18 protein-coding genes and 1 tRNA gene are annotated in these 19,064 nt (G+C 66.8%); 7 read left to right on the top strand and 12 right to left on the bottom strand.

Features of this window, described 5'->3' with window-relative positions; all coding sequences use genetic code 11:
* Position 1: 1 nt before the first annotated feature.
* Positions 2–952, bottom strand: coding sequence for a GlxA family transcriptional regulator (locus tag ACIGKQ_RS11800; RefSeq protein ID WP_396573717.1), 951 nt, complete (start codon positions 950–952; stop codon positions 2–4).
* Positions 953–1,371: 419 nt separating this feature from the next.
* On the opposite strand from ACIGKQ_RS11800, the gene ACIGKQ_RS11795 reads away from it, so the two are divergent.
* The 3 genes from ACIGKQ_RS11795 to ACIGKQ_RS11785 all read left to right on the top strand — a co-directional run bounded on the left by ACIGKQ_RS11795 (position 1,372) and on the right by ACIGKQ_RS11785 (position 5,664).
* Positions 1,372–2,796 (top strand): hypothetical protein, encoded by a 1,425-nt coding sequence (locus ACIGKQ_RS11795; protein ID WP_235721740.1) that lies wholly within the window; start codon positions 1,372–1,374, stop codon positions 2,794–2,796.
* 9 nt (positions 2,797–2,805) lie between these two features.
* Positions 2,806–4,149 carry a DUF2252 domain-containing protein gene (locus ACIGKQ_RS11790; protein ID WP_235721741.1) on the top strand — a complete coding sequence of 448 codons (1,344 nt, stop codon included), beginning with the start codon at positions 2,806–2,808 and terminating at the stop codon, positions 4,147–4,149.
* 144 nt (positions 4,150–4,293) lie between these two features.
* Positions 4,294–5,664, top strand: a complete 1,371-nt coding sequence (locus ACIGKQ_RS11785; protein WP_396573715.1) for a dipeptidase — start codon at positions 4,294–4,296, stop codon at positions 5,662–5,664.
* Here the strand turns inward: ACIGKQ_RS11785 and ACIGKQ_RS11780 are convergent.
* The 3 genes from ACIGKQ_RS11780 to ACIGKQ_RS11770 form a co-directional block, all read right to left on the bottom strand.
* Positions 5,633–6,697 (bottom strand): acyl-CoA dehydrogenase family protein, encoded by a 1,065-nt coding sequence (locus ACIGKQ_RS11780; RefSeq protein WP_396573713.1) that lies wholly within the window; start codon positions 6,695–6,697, stop codon positions 5,633–5,635. The two genes, ACIGKQ_RS11785 and ACIGKQ_RS11780, sit on opposite strands and share 32 nt — an antisense overlap.
* Positions 6,698–6,745: 48 nt before the next feature.
* Positions 6,746–7,372 carry a lipocalin family protein gene (locus tag ACIGKQ_RS11775; protein WP_235721744.1) on the bottom strand — a complete coding sequence of 209 codons (627 nt, stop codon included), beginning with the start codon at positions 7,370–7,372 and terminating at the stop codon, positions 6,746–6,748.
* Between the two features lie 150 nt (positions 7,373–7,522).
* A complete protein-coding gene (locus tag ACIGKQ_RS11770; protein WP_235721745.1) occupies positions 7,523–7,939 on the bottom strand; it encodes a hypothetical protein in 417 nt (138 codons plus the stop codon).
* Between the two features lie 201 nt (positions 7,940–8,140).
* Here ACIGKQ_RS11770 and ACIGKQ_RS11765 point away from each other — a divergent pair.
* Positions 8,141–8,214: transfer RNA gene (locus ACIGKQ_RS11765), tRNA-Pro, on the top strand.
* 129 nt (positions 8,215–8,343) lie between these two features.
* Here ACIGKQ_RS11765 and ACIGKQ_RS11760 read toward each other — a convergent pair.
* The 3 genes from ACIGKQ_RS11760 to ACIGKQ_RS11750 all read right to left on the bottom strand — a co-directional run bounded on the left by ACIGKQ_RS11760 (position 8,344) and on the right by ACIGKQ_RS11750 (position 10,898).
* Positions 8,344–8,553: a hypothetical protein gene (locus ACIGKQ_RS11760; protein ID WP_235721746.1), complete on the bottom strand. Its 210-nt coding sequence runs from the start codon at positions 8,551–8,553 to the stop codon at positions 8,344–8,346.
* Positions 8,554–8,649: 96 nt separating this feature from the next.
* Positions 8,650–9,684: a 2Fe-2S iron-sulfur cluster-binding protein gene (locus ACIGKQ_RS11755; protein WP_396573711.1), complete on the bottom strand. Its 1,035-nt coding sequence runs from the start codon at positions 9,682–9,684 to the stop codon at positions 8,650–8,652.
* A 2-nt stretch (positions 9,685–9,686) separates the two neighbouring features.
* Positions 9,687–10,898, bottom strand: a complete 1,212-nt coding sequence (locus ACIGKQ_RS11750; RefSeq protein WP_396573709.1) for a cytochrome P450 — start codon at positions 10,896–10,898, stop codon at positions 9,687–9,689.
* Positions 10,899–11,064: 166 nt separating this feature from the next.
* Here ACIGKQ_RS11750 and ACIGKQ_RS11745 point away from each other — a divergent pair, with 166 nt between their 5' ends.
* A complete protein-coding gene (locus ACIGKQ_RS11745; protein WP_396573707.1) occupies positions 11,065–12,030 on the top strand; it encodes an AraC family transcriptional regulator in 966 nt (321 codons plus the stop codon).
* Position 12,031: 1 nt separating this feature from the next.
* On the opposite strand, the gene ACIGKQ_RS11740 is transcribed toward ACIGKQ_RS11745, so the two are convergent.
* Positions 12,032–12,433 carry a hypothetical protein gene (locus ACIGKQ_RS11740; protein WP_235721750.1) on the bottom strand — a complete coding sequence of 134 codons (402 nt, stop codon included), beginning with the start codon at positions 12,431–12,433 and terminating at the stop codon, positions 12,032–12,034.
* A 159-nt stretch (positions 12,434–12,592) separates the two neighbouring features.
* Between ACIGKQ_RS11740 and ACIGKQ_RS11735 the strand changes: the two genes are divergently transcribed.
* The gene (locus tag ACIGKQ_RS11735; RefSeq protein WP_396573705.1) at positions 12,593–13,036 is read left to right on the top strand and encodes a nitroreductase family deazaflavin-dependent oxidoreductase; all 444 of its coding nucleotides are present in this window, start codon (positions 12,593–12,595) and stop codon (positions 13,034–13,036) included.
* Between the two features lies 1 nt (position 13,037).
* On the opposite strand, the gene ACIGKQ_RS11730 is transcribed toward ACIGKQ_RS11735, so the two are convergent.
* From ACIGKQ_RS11730 to ACIGKQ_RS11720, 3 genes are read right to left on the bottom strand one after another with little or no spacing between them, the layout of a single operon-like run.
* Positions 13,038–13,742, bottom strand: a complete 705-nt coding sequence (locus tag ACIGKQ_RS11730; protein WP_287016588.1) for a haloacid dehalogenase type II — start codon at positions 13,740–13,742, stop codon at positions 13,038–13,040.
* The gene (locus ACIGKQ_RS11725) at positions 13,739–14,716 is read right to left on the bottom strand and encodes a metallophosphoesterase (RefSeq protein WP_235721753.1); all 978 of its coding nucleotides are present in this window, start codon (positions 14,714–14,716) and stop codon (positions 13,739–13,741) included. The genes ACIGKQ_RS11730 and ACIGKQ_RS11725 overlap by 4 nt, the downstream gene beginning before the upstream one ends.
* A gap of 60 nt (positions 14,717–14,776) precedes the next feature.
* Positions 14,777–17,224, bottom strand: coding sequence for a penicillin-binding protein (locus tag ACIGKQ_RS11720; protein WP_235721754.1), 2,448 nt, complete (start codon positions 17,222–17,224; stop codon positions 14,777–14,779).
* Between the two features lie 362 nt (positions 17,225–17,586).
* Between ACIGKQ_RS11720 and ACIGKQ_RS11715 the strand changes: the two genes are divergently transcribed.
* Positions 17,587–17,901 (top strand): WhiB family transcriptional regulator, encoded by a 315-nt coding sequence (locus tag ACIGKQ_RS11715; RefSeq protein ID WP_160903936.1) that lies wholly within the window; start codon positions 17,587–17,589, stop codon positions 17,899–17,901.
* Positions 17,902–17,957: 56 nt separating this feature from the next.
* On the opposite strand, the gene ACIGKQ_RS11710 is transcribed toward ACIGKQ_RS11715, so the two are convergent.
* Positions 17,958–19,061 (bottom strand): ArsA family ATPase, encoded by a 1,104-nt coding sequence (locus ACIGKQ_RS11710; protein WP_235721755.1) that lies wholly within the window; start codon positions 19,059–19,061, stop codon positions 17,958–17,960.
* Positions 19,062–19,064 lie beyond the last annotated feature (3 nt).

Raw genomic sequence — 19,064 nt, 5'->3', positions numbered from 1 at the left:
CTCAGCGGGCGGCGAATCGGCGGCGGTAGACGGTCGGCGTGACCCCGACGGTGGCGTTGAAGTGGTGGCGCAGCAACGTCGCGGACGCGAAACCCACCCGGGCGGCGACGTCGTCGACCGGCAGTGTGGTGGATTCGAGCAACCGGCGCGCGTGCAGCACCCGCTGCTCGGTCAGCCATCGGTGAGGCGACACCCCGACCTCGTCGGCAAAGCGCCGGGCGAAGGTGCGCGTGGACATGTGCATCCGGTTGGCCAGTTCGTCGACCGTGATGTCGGTATCGAGGTGTTCGACCATCCAGTCGAGAACCTGGGCGAACCCGTCGGACTCGCAGGCAGGTACGGGTGCCTCCACGAACTGACGCTGTCCGCCGTCGCGATGCGGCGGCACCACCATTCGGCGGGCGATGCGATTGGCGACGTCGGGCCCATATTCCGCGCGGACAAGGTGCAATGACGCGTCGATTCCGGCGGCGGTTCCGGCGCTCGTGGTGACCGGCCCGTCATCGACGAACAACACGTCGGTGTCGACGATCGCCTTCGGATAGCGGCGGGCGAGTTCGGCGCCATGGCGCCAATGCGTCGTGCACCGGCGACCGTCGAGTAGGCCGGCCTCGGCTGCAGCGAAGGCGCCAGTACACACCGTGAGCACGCGGCCCCCGTTGTCGACCACCCCGCGCAGGGTCTGGAGTATCTCGGGTGCGAAGTCCGGGTCGGTGCTGCCACCCGGAACAGCCACCAGGTCGGCGTCGAGGCAGTCGTCGAGCGTGTGCGGTGGGACCACCGCCGCGCCGTGACCGATGCTCAGTGGAACCCCCGGATCCGGCGAGGCGATCAGGAATTCGAAGGCCGGGACGCCGTCATCGGTGCGATCGAGGCCGAACACCTCGTTGACCACCCCGAACTCGAACAGCGCCACCTGGCGATGCAGTACGACGGCGACCTTCTTCAACACCCATCCAGTATGGCCGAAATTTTGCGAACAATGTCGTTCAGGCCACTGTCGGCGGGATATTTACGAGAACATACTTTCAGTCATGAACATGTTGATCCTGCTGCTCCTCCTGATTGCCGTGCTGTCGCCGATTGCGATCGGTATACAACGAACCGGGGGGTGGGCCCCGCCGCGTCATCGGTCACGTTCGCGCCTCGGCCCCGACGCTGAACGCATTCGCGCCGAACTCCGCCTCTTGCACCTGCAACGTCGCGACAGCGCTTGACCTGCAGCGACTTTCGGGTGGTTGCGGCAACCCAAAAGGCTGCTACGTTGGTGCCGCGGCGGGCATGTGAGCGCCGACGAGTTCGACGACCGCGACAGCGAAGGGGGCAATCGGTCCGATGTCACGCAGACGCGTGTGGTCGATTGTCATCGCCGTGACACTGATCGCGGCTCTCACCGTCGCGTCGCCGACGATCCGGTCGTCCGGGCCGGCGACCGAACTTGCCGAGGCCACCTCTGGCGTGGTCGCCGACGATGGGCCGGTGGACGGGGTCCTGGTCAGTCGCACATTGTTCCGCCACGCCGGCGCCGCGATCCTGATGCCCGCCAACACGAATGACGATGTTCGGCGGCGTGCGAAGGCCGCCGCGCGACGATACGACACCCCCACCCTGGCCGTCAGTCCGGCGCGACGCGCGGCCGTGCGCGCGGAACTCGCACGCCTGGCACCCGAGCGCGTCGTGGTGCTGGGTGCCGCCTCCTCCGTGGCGCGCGGGTTGACCGATGCCTTGGTCACCACCGACCCCGACGATCTCATCGAACAGCATGCGGCCCAACGTGGTACCACGCTCGTGTATCTCGGTGCCGACGCGTCCCCGGACGCGGCTTTCACCGCAGAGGCCGCCGGAGCGCAGGTCGTTCGGGTGCCCGTCGACGATCCGCGGTCCACCGGTGAGTCGGTCCGCATGTTGCGGGAACACCCGGACGCGACGGTGCGCGCATTCGGAACGGGCTTCGGTGACAGCCGCGCCTTCGCACGCCAGACCCGGGCGGCCCGCACCCAGCCCGAGCTCCCCGGCGGCGGCCAGCTCATCTTTCCCGGGCGGCGCCTGGTGGCGCTGTACGGCTCACCGGGTGATCCCTCACTCGGCCCGTTGGGTGCGCAGGGCGCGCAGGCGTCGGTCGAGCGGGTCGATCAGCTTGCGGCGCAGTATCGGCCGTTCAGCGCGACGCCGGTGGTGCCGGCCTTCGAGATCATCGCCACCGTCGCGTCGTCGCAACCCGGACCCGACGGGACGTATTCCAGCATGATCGACCCGCAGCGGCTCCGGCCGTGGGTGCAGGCCGCGCAGGACGCCGGGGTGTATGTGACACTCGATCTGCAGCCGGGGCGCGCCGACTTCCTGACGCAGGCCAAGCGCTACGCCTCGCTGCTCGCCGAACCGAACGTGGGACTGGCGCTCGACCCGGAATGGCGACTGAAACCCGATCAGGTGCACCTGACCCAGATCGGGTCCGTCGACGTCGACGAGGTCAACCGCACCTCGGCCTGGCTGGCCGACCTCACCCGTGCCCGGGGGCTTCCGCAGAAACTGCTCGTCGTACACGAATTCGACACCGACATGGTGGTCGGCCGCGACCGCCTCGACACCGCCCGACCCGAACTGCAGGTGGTGATCCACGCCGACGGCCACGGTAGTCCGCCGGTGAAGAAGGGAACATGGCAGCGGGTGATCGCCGATCTACCTGCGAACGTGTGGCTGGGGTGGAAGAATTTCTACACCGAGGACACCCCGACGTTCAGTCCGGCGCGGACCATGCAGGTGCGGCCCACACCGTCGTTCGTCTCGTATCAGTAGGAGGCGTCGATGACGGCGACCATCACCGATCTCGCCACGTGTGTGGACCAGGCCCAGCGGGGCGATCCGATCGAGATCCTCACCCGGCAGGCCACCTCGCGTGTGCCCGAACTCGTACCCGTCCGCAATTCCCGGATGGCGGCGACGCCGTTCACGTTCTACCGCGGCGCAGCGGCGGTGATGGCGGCCGACCTCGCCGCGGTGCCTCATTCCGGGATCATGACACAACTCTGCGGTGACGCTCATCTGAGCAACTTCGGTGTGTTCAACACCCCAGAGCGGCGGATGATCTTCGATCTCAACGACTTCGACGAGACCGCTCCTGGTCCGTTCGAGTGGGACGTGAAACGGCTGGCGGCCAGTTTCACCGTGGCCGGACGGGGAAGCGGCTTCGATGCCGCCACCACCCGACGGCACGCGCGCGACGTGGCCAAGTCGTATCAGAAGTGGATGACGGCCAGCGCGGCCATGTCGACGATGGACTGCTGGTATGCCCGCATCGACACCGAAGAGGTGTTGACGAAGGTGACCTCCAAACTCGACACCTCGACCGAGGCACGCACGCTGAAGGGGCTGCGGAAGGCGCAGCACCGCAACAGCACCCAGGCGGTGGCGAAACTCTGCGTGATCGATGCCGACGGCAATGTGCACATCCGTAGCGATCCGCCGCTGCTGGTCCCGATCCACGAGTTGTTCCCCGACAGCCACGCCGACGAGGTCGCCAACCGGATCGCGGGCCGGGTCGATGCCTACCGCACGATGTTGCCCGACCACATCCGGGCGTTGTTCGACCAGTTCACGATCGTCGACGTGGCGCGCAAGGTGGTGGGAGTGGGCAGCGTCGGCACTCGTGCCTGGATCGTGCTGATGCATGGCGCACGGTCCGACGATCCGCTGTTCCTGCAGATGAAGGAGGCGCAGCGCTCGGTGCTCGCCGACTACGTGCCCACTCAGCAGTACGCCAACCAGGGGCAGCGGGTCGTCGAGGGCCAGCGGCTGCTGCAGGCGGCCAGTGACGTGTTCCTCGGCTGGACCTCCGGACTCGACGAGAACGGCGAGAAGCGTGACCTGTACGTCCGGCAATTGCGTGACGGCAAGGGGTCGGTGGTGATCGAGGCGTTGAGTCCCGACGACATGAAGCTCTACGCGAAGTTGTGCGGTCGGGCACTGGCACATGCGCACGCCCGAACCGGTTCACGCCTCCAGATCGCCGAGTACCTCGGTAGCGCCAAGGGCTTCGCCGATGCCATCGCCGACTTCTCGGAGTCCTACGCCGACATCGACGAGGCCGACCATGCCGCGATGCTCGACGCGATCGCTGACGGTCGGCTGGAAACCCACGACCTGGTGTGACAGGCGATCGTGGTCTTGTGGTGAGCACCTGGTCCCTGAGGAGGCCGGAGCTTGGAGAGGCCGTCACGAAGGGCTGCCACCGCGCCTCACGCCTTACATCGTGACAGGCTGATGTCACGCCGATCCGATTGCGAGGGAGCGCCGATGACCGACGACACGACGACCGACGAGAGCCTGCGCGAGCGCGTGCGGGAATTGATGCCGCAGGCGAAGACCGAGCTCGCCGAGATGGTCGCGTTCGAATCCGTCTACGACCCCACCGGCACTCCGCCGGAGGACTGCGACCGGATGGTCGACTGGTTGCTCGGCACCTTCACCGAGTTGGGTTTCGGCGACGTCGAGTCGCATGTGACCGCCGATGGCAGCAAAGCGGTGACCGGGCACCTGGCCGGTCCCGACGATGCGCCGACGGTGTTGCTCTATTTCCACCATGATGTGCAGCCGCCCCTCGGTGCCGACGAGTGGGACTCGCCGGTCTGGGAACTCACCGAACGCAACGGTCGCTGGTACGGCCGCGGCGCAGCGGACTGCAAGGGCAACATCGCCGTGCACCTGGCTGCGTTGCGGGCGCTCGGCGGCGACATCCCGGTCAACATCACCATCGTCGGTGAGGGCTCGGAAGAGCAGGGCACCGGTGGCATGGAGGACTTCGTCCCGAAGCACCCGGACCTGTTGCGCGCCGACGCGATCCTGGTGTGCGACTCGGGGAATTTCGCAATCGGCCGGCCGAGCCTGACCACGAGCCTGCGGGGTATCGCCAACATCGTGGTGACCGTCGAAACACTCTCGTCGGCAATGCATTCCGGCATGTTCGGGGGAGCGGCGCCGGATGCACTCGCCGCGCTCATCGCGATGCTCGCTTCGCTGCGCGACGCCGAGGGCAACACCACCGTCACCGGGCTGGACGCCTCGGCGACGTGGCCGGGCGTCGACTACCCGGTCGAGGCCTTCCGCACCGACGCCGGCATCCTCGACGGGGTGGACGTGATCGGCTCGGGGGCGGTCGCCGACATGGTGTGGGCACGGCCGGCGGCGACCGTGCTCGGCATCGACTGCCCGCCGGTGGTGGGGTCGTCGGCGGCCGTGCAGCCGAAAGCGCGTGCGCGCATCAACCTGCGGGTGCCGCCCGGGATGGACGCCAAGGTCGCCCAACAGGCGCTCATCGACCATCTCACCGCGGCCGCCCCGTGGAACGTCCGGGTCTCCTTCGAGCGTGAAGCCGATGGCGCGCCGTTTCGCGGCACCACCTCCGGGCCCGGTTTCGACACGATGGTCGACGCGATGACCACGACCTACGGCACCGACGTCGTGCTGATGGGGCAGGGCGGTTCGATCCCGCTGTGCAACGTGTTCGCCGAAACCTATCCGGAAGCGGAGATCATGCTGCTCGGTGTGGAGGAACCGTCGTGCCTGATCCACGCGCCCAACGAGAGCGTCGATCCGGGCGAGATCGAGAACATGGCCATCGTCGAGGCCACCTTTCTCAGGGAGTACGCGCGGCGGGCGGCGCGCTGAACCTGTCCACCAGCAGCTCCTTCAACTGTGGTCTACTGGCCGCGACCAGCGTGAATGCGGCTTCGCGGGCGAGGCGTTCGGGATGGGCGCCGCGCAGCAGGGCCGCGCCGCCCTCGGCGGCGATCAGTGTGGCTGCCGCGTCGACGGCCAATTGTGCGCCGTCGGCACGTGCCGCGATCAGCGTGGCGGCGTCGGTGAGTCCGGCGTCCAGCGCAGTGCGGATGGTGCTGCCGTGGTCGCGCAATGCGCGAGCGGCCCGTGGGTGACCGCCGACGTCGAGCAGCGCGGCGCACCGCCGCACCACTCCAAGCGGGAGCGTGCCGTTGATCCGGACGCCGGTGTTCTGGTTGGCGAAGAAGTCGTCGAGGGTCACCCGGCTCACCATGCGATCGTCGGGGACGACCAGGCCGGTGACCGCCAGCGACACCGTGCGGGTCGCATCGGCAACGCCGAGCTGCAGCGGTGTAACGGTGATGGCGTCGGGCGGCTGCTGGATCGGCAGGATCGCCGCGAGCACGTCGTCGGTGTCCACATCACGGGCCGAGATCTGCAGCAGATCGACGATGCCCCAACCGCTCACGAACGGCGCATGGCCGTCGAAGCGCCACCCGCCGTCGACTCGGGTGGCGCGCATTCGTGGTGGGGTGGGGACCACTCCGGCATACGCCACGCCGGCGCGCAGCCGGCCGGCAACTGTTGCAGCGAACAATTCGTCACGTAGTCGTTGGTTGGCGGTGGTGGCCAGCGCGATGACCACACCGTGATGCTGGAGCCACGTGAAGGCGGTCGCCAGGCAGCCGCTCGCCATCACCTCACTGATCTCGATGACCTGACCGAAGTCGAGGCCCGGCCCGCCGGCGTCGACGGGTGCGGCAATTCCAAACAGGCCGGCCTCGGCGATCGTCGTCCAGTGCGAGGCAGGTACCGAACTTGTGCGATCGACGTCGGAGGCGGCGGGGAACAGCACGTCGTCGGCGACCCGGTAGGCGTCGGCGATCAGCTGGGTACGCCGGAGGTCGAGATCCGTACTCACCCGGCCAGCGTACGGCCGGGTGAGCACCGGATGCCTTCAGATGCAGTGTCAGACGGTGCAGAGCGGGGAGTAGTCGGTGCGGCCACCGGTGGTCGGGGACACCAAGAAGGTGCAGGAGTTGAATCCGGCCTTCTCCACCTGTCCGCGCAGCATCCGCAAGGTCTCGGTGGTGACGACCTTGTCCCGGGAGAGGACGAACCCGGAGAAGCGGGTCGGATCGCCGACGAGGGCGAACTGGTACGGGTCGTCGGGGGTGGCGCCGTCGGCGATCCACGTGACGATGTAGTTGGGTGCGTTGTTCGGATCGATGCTCACCGGAACCTGCGGGAACGACACGGACAGTTGTGCTTTGGTGACCGGGTCGACGACCTTCGCCTGACCCTTGACGCCGTTGGTCTGGCCCGTGAACGTGGTGCAGGTGTTCTCGACGCCGATCGTGGTCGCATCGATCAGGGTGTAGGTGGCCTTGGTGTCCTTGGCGCAGTTCAGATTGAAGAACGCCGGAATCGCCGCGAGCTGCCACCAGGACCCGAGATACCGCTCGGTGTCGAGCTTCGGGATCGGTTGCAGCGGTGCGGCAGTCGCCGGGCCGGTGCTCGCGACCAGGGCGGCGACGGCCAGGGCTGCGGTCGCGAGGAGGGTGAGCAGGCGTCGGATCGTGCGGGTGGTGCGCATCGTGCGGCTCCGTTCGGGTCATCGGAAGAACTCGGACACTGGATGAACGGAGGCGATTCGGAGACACGGCGTTGTCGGATGGGTCGCAAGTGAGAACACGCCGCCCGTCGGACCCGAGGGCCCGGCGGGCGGCGTGTACATGGAGGTGGGTCAGGCGATGTTCGACGGCTTCCACGTCGCGACCGCCCAGATCACCACGAGGTCGAGAGCGATGATCAGGATCGCCCACAGCGGGTAGTAGGGCAGCCACAGGAACTGGGCGATGATCGAGATGGAAGCGATGATGATCGCCGAGATCCGGGCCCAGTCGGCGCCGACCGCCAGCCCGCCCGCCACGATGATCGCCAGGATGCCGATGATCAGGTGAATCCAGCCCCACGTGGTGAGGTCGAATTTGTAGACATACTCCGCGCCGACCACGAACAGGTCGTCATTGGCCAACGCCGAGATGCCCTGGAAAACGGCGACGAGACCCGCGACGAACAGCAACGCGGCCGCGACGATGGAGATGCCGAAGGCGAAACCTTCCTTCGTGCTGTAGTTGATGTCCTGCTCAGGCGCGCTCATGTGGGTTCCCTTTCGGTACGGACGAGGTATATGAGACACAAGTGCTGGAATAACTCTAGTGGGCCGATGTGGACATAAGCCCACAAATACGCAGACTGCTCGTAACGGCTCCGTCACGGCGTTGCGATACGGCGATAGCGATCCTGACCAGGCGATTTAGTTCTGGCGGGGGCGTGGGGGTAAGCTATCGCAGGTTGCACACGGGGTGTGGCGCAGCTTGGTAGCGCGCTTCGTTCGGGACGAAGAGGTCGTGGGTTCGAATCCCGCCACCCCGACGCTAGGTTGAGATAGCAGAAGAAGCCCTGACCAGGAGAGATCCGGTCAGGGCTTCCTCGTTTTCGATACCAGTGAGGTGATCGTGCCGGCCAGCGGCACGTTCACCTCACTCGGCTCGGGGTGAGCCGTCAGGCATCCGCCGATGGATTGGCGTTGGTGCCGCCGTCGGACACCTCGAAGTTCTTCCACTCGCCGTTGTCGAACACCTGCATGGCCACGCCCAGCTGGTCGTCGGGGGCCTCCACGGTCTTCAACCAGTCGTAGGCGCCGGTCGCGTCGGAGAACTCCTTGGTGTCGATGACATCGCCGTCGGCGTTGACCACTCGATACTGCGCCATGCTCGTACTCCTATCGATCTCGGGTGCTTCCCGTCGGCGCGATGTTCACGCCGCACCGCGTTCCGGCGGGTACCCGGGTGCGCGGACCCTCAACCATCACGCCGGCACCATGTCCGGCGCCGACGTCGGCGCCGGGGTGTATTTCTCCCGGTGGATGTTGCGGCCGGGCATGCGGCGCCGTTTGCAGGCCTTCACCCCGGCATCGACCATGGCGGGCGGACCACACAGGTACGCCGAGTAGCCCCGCAGGGAGTCGAAGTCGGCGAGCACGACGTCGCCGACGTAGCCGTGCCGGCCGAACCCGTCGTCACGACTCAGGCACGGGGTGTAGCGCAGCCCCGGATGCCGTTCGGTCAGCGTCTCCCAGAACTCCACGTCGTAGAGGTCGGACCGATGACGGACGCCGTGATACAGATGGATCTCGCGTTCGGGGTCGAGTTCGAGTGCGTGACGTGCGATCGACTTGAGCGGTGCCAACCCGGTGCCACCGGCCAGCAGGATCATCGGCGCATCCGCCTCGGTGTCGTGCACGAAATCGCCCCACGGGCCGCGCATCTCGATCCGGTGGCCCTGATCGAGCGAGTCGAAGATCCACCGATCGGTGGCCACACCGTCGGGTACCCGGCGGACATGGAACTCCAGACGGTCGGCGCTGCTGGGGGGATTGGCCATCGAGTACTGACGGATATGACCGATGCCGGGCACGGTCACCTCGATGTACTGACCCGCCGAGAAGTCCAGTGGCTCATCGATGCCCACGGTGAGTTCGAGCGTGTCGTCGGCGATCTCGCGCACCTCGTGCACGACGCCGCTCAGGTCGCGCAGTGGATGGCCGGGCCTGGACCCGGCACCGCGCGGAACCTCGATCCGTGCATCCGATGTCGGCGACGATTGGCAGGCGAGGACGAATCCATCGGCCTGCTCGTCGGCGCCGAGCACCGTTTCCGACACGGCCGGCTGCTCGACGTTGCCGGACAACACTTTCACCTTGCAGGTTCCGCACGTGCCCTGGTTGCACGAGTTCGGCAGGTAGACGCCGCTGCGCAGGAACGCGTCCAGCAGTCGCTGTCCGGGAGCGCATGCCACGCTCCGCGGATCCGGGCCGGTCACCTCGACGGTGTGTGACGACATCGTCACACCTCCCACGTCGTGTGCAACGACGTCGGACCACGAAATCCCCATCCCCAGAACTCCACGTCGCCGGCGGTGTCGCGTTCGAGATTCGGGATCGAGTCGAACAGCTCCTCGAGGCCGATCCGGCACACGTGGTTGGCGAAGTAGATTCCCGCGCACGCGTGGTTGCCCGCCCCGAACGCGAGGTGGGGAAGCGGCGGCCGTGACAGGTCGTACTCCGAGGGCGCCTCGTACACCGAGTGGTCGTGGTTGGCCGACCCGTAGGACATCAGGACCACCGAACCCTCTGGCAGCGACACTCCCGCGACCTCGACGTCGGCGGTGCTGATCCGGGCGGTCGCCGACCAGATCGGCGACGTCCACCGCATTCCCTCGGAGATCGCCCGCGGGATCAGTCCCGGTTCGTCGACCACCTGTTCCATCTGATCGGGCCGGGTGAACAGGCCGACCAGGGTCGACGCCATCGCGTGGCCGGGTTCCTGCATCGCACCGAGCAGATAGACGAACAGGGTGGGGTAGATGTAGTCACGCTCGCGGGTCTGCCCCTCGGGCATACCGTCGTGCAGCCAATGGCTGATGGCGCTGTCGTCGGGGTTCTCGATCCAGTTGTCGATCAGCGGGTCGACGATGGCCCGGATCTCCGCTTTCGCCTCGTCACCCTCGCGGAAACCGTCCGGGTTGGTGAACTCCCCGTTCTCGTCGACGCCGGCGTTGGTGAATGACCGCGACAGCTTGTGGAACCACTCGCGCAGCTTGTCCGAACTCACCGACTGCAGACCGAGCAGATCGCCGAGTGCCCGCACCGACACCGGCTCGCAGTACTGCGCGACGAGTTCGGCGCTGCCCTCGTCCTCGAACGTCTCGAGATAGCGGCGTGCGATCGGTCGCACCAGGTCGTCGATCCATCGGTCCACCTCCTGCGGCTGCAGCGCCGGGTCGACCATCGAGCGGAGATCCTTGTGGATTTCGCCGTTGACCCCGATCACCGCCGGGTGGCCGAAGGTGCGCCCGCCGGCCTTGGTGATGATCGCCTCGAAGTCGCCTCTGGTGGCGATCTCCCGGCAGATCTCTGCGGTGCTCGCCACGTAGGAACCCAGAACCGGGACGTAGGCCAGCGGCGCCTCGCTGCGCAGCCGTTCGTAGACGGGGTAGGGATTGCGCTCCAGTTCGGTCATGGTGATCTCGTCGAGCCAGGACACGGTTGCGGTCATCAGCTTCTCCTCGTCGAAGGTCGGCCCGGGGGCCAGGTGTCGACAGACGCTATGCGCAGGTGTGGCGATTGATCGATACCGTTCACGCGGCCCCGAGACGGATCACGCGATCAAGTTGTGATGTGCATCGCATATCGGGGGTTCCATGCGGTAGAACACAAAGACCATGTCCACATCCGAGCAGCCCGTGGGAACCCGGGATTGGGATACAGCGCACCGGGCGGTCGCCGATGTTTATTTCCCGCACGAACTCCGTGCGTTGGACGAACGCGACGAGGTCGACCTGACCTTGCGCACGGTCGAACTCGGGGGCGTCACCATCGGTCGACTCACCTGGGGTGCCGCGGTCTCGATCGAATGCGACTATCCCGGTGCCTACGAGGTCAATGTGCCCATTTCGGGGCGGCTGCACTCGCGGGGGCACCACGACGAATTGGTCTCCGCGCCAGGTCAGGGCACCATCTTCACCGCGGACCAGCCGTCGTTGATCACTCGGTGGACCGCGGACTGTCAGGTGCTCGGCGTGAAGTTCGACGCCGAGCACCTCGAACGCGAGGCCGATCGGATTCGCGTGGCACCGATCCGTCGGCGCCTGTCGCTGCCGCCCCAGATCGATGTCTCCACCGACGCCGGCGCCTCGTGGCTGTCGCTGGTGACCGCGTTGTCGGCGCAGGCCCGCGAGCCGGTCGACCTCTTGGCCAACCCGCTGGTCGGCCCTCAACTGGCCAGCGCGGTGACCACTGCTTTCCTGCTGGCGGTGACCCCGGACTCCGCCGACCCCGACCACCAGATGCGACCGGGCATGGTGAAACGGGTGCTCGACGCGTTGCACGACGACCCGGGACGGCCCTGGACGTTGGCGGAGATGGCGGCGATCGGCGGAACCAGCGTGCGTCGGTTGCAGGAGGCGTTCGCACAATTCGTGGAGAGCTCGCCGACGAGGGCGCTCACCGACATTCGGCTCGATCGCGCACACGCCGACCTGGAGCGCGCCGGGGGCACCGTCGCCGACGCCGCCGCGCGCTGGGGGTTCAGCAGCCCGAGCCGTTTCGCCGCTGCCTACCGCCGCAGATACGGCGCGAGTCCCGCGCAGACGTTGCGAGGTCTGCGCGGGACTCGGCAGCCGGATTGAGTCAGACGGTCCGCCAGGTGGCCACGGCCCATATGATGACCAGGTCGATCGCGATCACCAGGATCGACCACCACGGAAAGTACGGCAGCCACAGGAAATTGATGATGATCGACAATGACGCGATGCAAATCGCGCCCACCCGCGCCCAGGCGGCGCCGGTGAACATCCCGATCGCGATCGCGATTGCGATGATGGACAGCACGATGTGGATCCAGCCCCAGGCCGTCAGGTTCAGCTGGTAGACGTACTCGGGTCCGACGACGAACAGGTCGTCTTTGGCGACCGCCGAGATGCCCTGCAGCAGTTCGAGGATGCCGCCGACGAGCAAGAGGATGGCCGCGCCGATGACGCCGACGGCCGCGAATCCCTGTTGGACTCGATGATCGGAGTGTTGAGTGGTCATGACGGTTCGCTTTCTCTCGATGGGTCGGGAGTGATGTCAGGTGACCTCATCGTGATCGTGGTCGCGACGGTGTGTGGTCCGCATCATCCGTTGTGGGTGATTGCGTGAAAGGTGAACGAGGGCGAGTCTTTCGTTCTGCGAACGAGATTGGGGTACATCATGAGTCTTTCTGCTCGACTGCTGCACACCCGCTGGGTGGTGCGTGCGCCCATCGTCGTGTTCCGGGCACATCTGGGCTTCGTGTTCGGCGGTCGGATGTTGTTGCTCGAACATGTCGGCCGTAGCTCCGGCGAGCCGCGCTATGTGGTGCTCGAAGCGGTGGAGCGTCCGAGTCCGGATCGAGTGGTCATCGCATCGGGCTTCGGCAGGACATCACAGTGGTTCAAGAACCTGCAGGTAGAACCGAACTGTCGCGTCTCCATCGGTCGGCGCCACCGCGTTCGGGCCGTGGCGCGGGTGGTCGATGCTGCCGAAAGGGCCGAGATCGTCGCCCGTTATCGGCGTGATCACCCGAAGGCGTACGCCAAATTGTCCGGCGTCATCGAGGAATCGATCGGTAAGACCATCGATAAGGTGCCCTACGTCGAGCTGACGATGAGCTGACTCAGCAACCGAGTTGGTCGGCCAGGTCGCACAAATCAGTGGCGTGTACGTCGTTGTCGGCGGAACCGGTGTCGTCCTTCTCCTCGCCGCCCCACTCCAGTGGCCGTTCGACGAAGGCGGTGCGCAGGCCGAAAGATCGGGCCGCATCCAGGTCACCTTGGTGCGTGGCGACCATCATCACCTCGGCCGGCTCCACTTCGAACAATGCGGCAAGGCCGCAGTAGGTTTCCCGTGCCGGCTTGTAGTGACCCCACAGATCCGAACCGCCCACGAAGTCCCAGTCGAATCCGTTGTGTCTGGCCATGTCGGTCAGCAGCGCGACGGTGCCATTGCTCAGGGCGCAGACGACGAAGCGTCCCTTGAGCCGGCGGATCCCCGGCGCCGCATCGGGCCAACCGGGGATGGTGCGCCAGGCGCGCACCAGCGATGTCGACGCGGCTTCGGTGAGGGCGACGCCGAACTGGTCGGCCACCTCGTGCAGCGTCTCGGTATGCAAGTCGTCGAGCCGTCGCCAGCCGATTTCGCCGGATTCCACCCGAGCCAAGATGGGGCCGTAGCGACGGCGCCACTCCCGCGCGAATGCACCCGCGTCGAGGCCGGGGATCGTCGCCCGGACCGCGCCGGAGATGCCGGTGAACCAATCGGTGACGGTGCCGAAGGTGTCGAAGGCCAGGACCCGGACGCCGTCCACCGGGGACCGGGTCACGTGGGTTCGGAGGCCAGCTGCGGCAGCGAATGATCCTCGGCGAACGCGGCGTCGCCGTGCGAGACCGGGGTGAGCGTCAACAGGCTCGCCTCTGGCCGGCAGCAGAACCGCGCAGGTGCATATGGCGACGTTCCGAGACCAGCACTGACGTGCAGTTTCATCGACGTACCCCAGTTGGAGACACCCTTGACGCGGGAGCGATCCAGCTCGCAATTGGTGACCAGGGCCCCGACGAACGGCAGGCACAGCTGACCGCCGTGCGTGTGACCGGCCATGACCAGGTCGTAACCGTCGGCGGCGAACCGGTCCAACACGCGCGGTTCGGGAGAGTGGGTCAACCCCAGCCGCAGATGCGCCAGCGGGTTGGGACGGCCGGCGACGGTCTCGTAGCGGTCGCGTTCGATGTGCGGGTCGTCGACGCCGGCCGCCACCACGCGCACCCCGCCGACCTCGAGTTCGCGGACCGTGTGCGTGGCGTCAAGCCAGCCGCGCTCGGTGAACGCCGCACGCAGATCCTGCCAGGGCAGCGGCTGGCCGAACGACCGGGTGTGGTCGGTCTTGAAGTATTGGAACGGGTTCTTGGGCTTCGGACCGAAGTAGTCGTTGGAGCCGAACACGAACAGCCCGGGCCGCGACAGCAGGCCACCGAGCGACTGGATCACCGACGGCACCGCCTGCGGATGGGCGAGGTTGTCGCCGGTGTTGATCACCAGGTCCGGCTCCAGCGCCTCCAGCTCGGACACCCACGCCTGCTTGAGGCGCTGGTTGGGCATCATGTGCAGGTCGCTGATGTGCAGGACGCGCAGCGGCGCGGCGCCCGGCTCCAGCACGGCGAGCGTGTTGTGCCGCAACGTGAATGCGTTGCGCTCGATCACCGTCGAATAGAAGAGACCCGCAGCCGCCAGACCGGCCAGACCCCCGAGTGTCGGGGCAGCCGCGACGCGGCGGGTGAGGGCGTTGTCGAGGTGAGCCATTCACCCAGGATACGCAGATCCGGGTGTGGCCCGCCGCCGGGTTTTGTCCCTACCCGCCGGTCAGCCCGGGAGTTGGATCACCACCGGGCCCACACCGGGTACCTCCACCGTCGTCTCCGTCGGTCCCTGGCCGTCGTCGTCGCGTCGCCCGTTGCTCACATAGATGGTCACCACACTGCCGGGCATCGCCGAGTCCGACGGCGCGGTGAACACCACCGTGCCCTGCGGCCGGTTGCTGTCCACATCGAGCTGGTTGACCTTGAAGCCGGCGGACTGCAGCCGGGAGGTCGCCGCACTGGCGGTGAGTCCGCTGACCTTCGGGATGCGGCCGCGATCGCTGCCGCGCATGTACCGAGGATCGGTCGGTGGCAGTTTGACCGGCCCGAACTTGGTGGCCACCGGCTTGATGGCCTGATACCAGGTGCGGGCGGGCTCCATGCCGCCGTACAGGTTGCCGTCGTAGCACTGGCGCAACGGGCTGCTGCAGATACCGGTCGGGTTCGGGCCGTCGTTGTAGACGTAGGCCGAGCCGGCGATGTTGTTGGTGAAGCCGATGAACGCCGAGGAGCGATGGGCCTCGGTGGTGCCGGTCTTGCCCGACATCGGCAACGTCCAGCCCTGCGAACCGGCCGCCGCGGCTGCTGTACCACCGGCGCGATCGTCGTGGCTCATCGCATTGGCCAGCGTGTTCGCCAAGCCTTCTTCGACTACTTGTTCGCAGGAAGGAGCGGTGAACGGGATCGCGGTGAGCGCTGGCTCCCCCTCCGGGGTCATCACCGGATTGCCGTATGCGTCGCGCTTGATCCGGCTGATCGATGCGATCGGGTTCGGCGGGCACCAGGTGCCGCCGGAGGCGAGGGTGGCCGCGACGTTGGACAGTTCCAGCCCGTTGATCGGCAGCGGGCCGAGCGTGAACGAACCGAAGTTCCCGTCCTTGACGTACTGCGCCATGCTCTTGTCGCCGTAGCCCGACGAGCCCGGGACCGTGTACGAGCGCAGGCCCAGCCGCACCGCCATGTCGACTGCCGGCTTCACTCCGACTTCCTGCAGCAGCTTCACAAAAGCCGTGTTCGGCGATTGCGCCAGCGCCTGGGTCACCGACAACGAGGCGGGATAGCGGCCGTCGTTGCGGACGCAATAGGACTCCTCCGGGCAACCGGGGGTGTCGCTGTTACCCATGCCCTCCACCGCGACGAAGCTCGGCACCGGGATGTTCGACGCGACGCCGAGGCCCTTCTCCATGGCGGCGGCGGTGGTGAAGATCTTGAACACCGAACCGGCGCCGTCGCCGACCATCGAGAACGGCTGTGGCTGCACGGTCTGGCCTCGCTTGAGGTTGAGACCGTAGTCGCGACTCGACGCCATCGCGAGGATGTCGTGGGTCTCCTTACCCGGCCGGATCGCGCTCATCACGTCGGCGACACCGTCGGCGTCAGGGGAGGCCTGCGCCCGCACCGCACGCACGGTGGACCGCTGCACCTGCGGGTCCAGGGTGGTGCGGATGATGTAACCGCCGCGCATCACCGAGTCGCGAGACATGCCGTTTTCGGCGAGGAACTGCAGCGCGTAGTCGCAGAAGAACCCGTTGGCGTCGGCCGCGATGCAGCCCTGCATGGGGGTGCGCGGGCTGGGTAGTACCCCGAGGGGAGCCGCCTTGGCCGCCACGAGTTCGTCCCGGCGATTGGGGAAGTTCTCGATCATCGTGTCGATGACAGTGTTGCGGCGATTGGTCGCCGCCTCCGGGTTGGTGTAGGGATCGAGCGCCGAACTCGACTGCACCATGCCGGCCAGCAGTGCCGACTGCGGGACGTCGAGGTCCTTGGCGTGCTTGCCGAAGTAGGTCTGTGCCGCGGCCTCGATGCCGTAGGAGTTGTTGCCGAAGGGCACCACGTTCAGATACCGCGTGACGATCTGCTTCTTGGCCTCCTGCTTGGCGGCGGCATCGTCGAGCCCTTTGTCGCGTTTGGCCTGATCGATGAGCGACTGCTCCATCGTCAACGCCATCCGGACCTCCCGCAGTTTGCGGGCCGGGGTGGTCTCGATGGCGGCCTGGCGGTCGGCTTCGGTGCGCGCGAGGACCAGCAGCTGATAGTTCTTGATGTACTGCTGGTCCAGTGTGGAGGCGCCTTGCTGCACCTCGCCCGACGACGAGTTCTTCAGCGCCGCCCGGATCGTGCCCTTCCAGTCGACGCCGTCGTGTTCGAGGAATCGTCGGTCCTCGATCGAGATGATCGCGCGGATCATGTCCGGCGAGATGTCGTTGTACCCGACCTGATAGCGGTACTGGTCGTACAGCAGGGCGATGGGGTTGCCGGCCGAATCGGTCATCGTGGTGACCTCCGGCAGGGTGCCGTTGAGCAACTCGGAGGACACATTCTCGACGGCGGCGGCCGCACGGTTGGACATGACGCCCAGTCCGCTGGCCACGGGATACAACAATCCGGCCACCAGGACACCGGCCAACAGGCAGGCGCCGGCCAGTGACCACAGCTTCTTCGACTTCGGCACACGCACAGGATACGTGCGATGTGCGCGAAGCCGGCTGAGCGCGCGCCACCAAAAGGTCGCGAGCCGGTCACGACCGAGCCTCATCGCACACATTGCTTGTGACCTGCGCAGATCGTCCCGGTTTGCACGATGGTGCCATTTTCTTTGCCCCAGGGCTTGCGTCGTGATGCACAGATCCTTAAATTGAGTGCAGAATGTGACTCACTTAACAGTCGCCCTGAAGTTGTGAACCGCAACCAGCGTTTCGGTTAACGACGAGTGGATCGGGTGGACCGGGTGAGGGCATTCGGGTCAGGACCGTCGGGCGGCGCAGCAGCGCCGAAAGGGTCCGACGAGACGCAACGACAGACAGGGGTCGGCGGATGGCGATAGCGGCAGTTTCCACCGGAGATGACGCTCGATTGATGTGGGTGTCACAAGCGCGATGCCGGGGAGGGAACCCCGATGACCTGTTCGTCCGCGGCGCGGCCCAGCGTAAGGCCGCCACGATCTGCCGGCATTGCCCGGTCCAGCTCGAGTGCGGCGCGGACGCTCTCGACAACCGGGTAGAGTTCGGTGTGTGGGGCGGCATGACCGAGCGTCAGCGGCGGGCGTTGCTCCGGCAGCACCCGGAGGTCACCTCGTGGGCGCAGTTCTTCGAGGCTCAGCGACGGAGGCACCGCGCCGACGCGGTGTGAGTCGCGGACGATCAGCAGGCATGGCCGACCCGAATGGGTCGGCCATCGTCGTTGACTCAGCCCCGACTGGTGATCTGCTCGGCCACCGCCCGTAGCGCGACGACGTCGGCGACTTCGAAGGGCAGTGACGGAACCCCGACGATCGGCACCGTCGGGTGTGCGGCGGTGAAGCGCTGCAGCAGGTGCAACTCCCGCTTGCCGGTGGAGGCGCGTTCGGCGTGGATCTCGAGCACCCCGCGGGTGAGCTCGTCGTCCACGGTCTCCAGCGCGGCCTGCGCCGACGCCTCGGAGATGGACGTCAGATTCGGGTGGGTGCGGTTGAGGATGAGCCCGGCCAGCGGCATCCTCTCCTCAGAGAGCCGGTCGACGAAGAAGGCGGCCTCGCGCAGCGCGTCGGGTTCGGCCGCGGCCACCACAGCGAACTGGGTGCCCGGTTGTTTGAGTAGTTCGTAGGTCTTGGTGGCCCGGTCCTGGAAGCCGCCGAACATCGAGTCCAGCGACTGCACGAACGTCGCGACATCGCGCAACATGTCGCCGCCGATGATGGTGGAGACACCGCGCATCGCCAGGCTCATCGCGCCGGTGACCATGCGTCCGACCCCGCGTCCGCCGCCGACCAACATCTTCATCAGCCGCCCGGAGAGAAATGACCCGAGGCGCTGCGGGGCGTCGAGGAAGTCCAGGGCATTGCGCGATGGCGGGGTGTCGACGACGATCAGGTCCCATCGCTCCTGTTCGATCAGCTTGCCGAGCTTCTCCATCGCCATGTACTCCTGCGTGCCGGAGAACGACGACGCCATCGTCTGATAGAAGGAGTTCTCCATGATCGCCGAGGCGCGATCGGGTGAGGAGTACTCGAGCACCATCTCGTCGAAGGTGCGCCGCATGTCCAGCATCATCGCGTCCAGTGAGCCGGCACCCTCGCCGAGGCCGACGTTCACCGGCTGCGGATCATTGGTGAGCTCGGACATCCCCAGCGACTGGGCGAGGCGGCGGGCCGGGTCGATGGTCAGCACCGCCACCTTGCGACCGTGTTCGGCCGCATACATCGCCATCGCCGCAGCGGTGGTCGTTTTGCCCACGCCGCCGGCGCCGCAGCAGATCACCACTCGGGTCGCGGGGTCGGTGAGCACCGAGGCCATCTTCAGATCGAGCGGCATGAA

The sequence above is a fragment of the Gordonia sp. NPDC062954 genome, assembly GCF_044543825.1.
Lineage (GTDB): Bacteria > Actinomycetota > Actinomycetes > Mycobacteriales > Mycobacteriaceae > Gordonia > Gordonia tangerina.
Note: the sequence above shows the minus strand (reverse complement) of the source record. Positions and strands in the feature narration are given on the sequence as shown.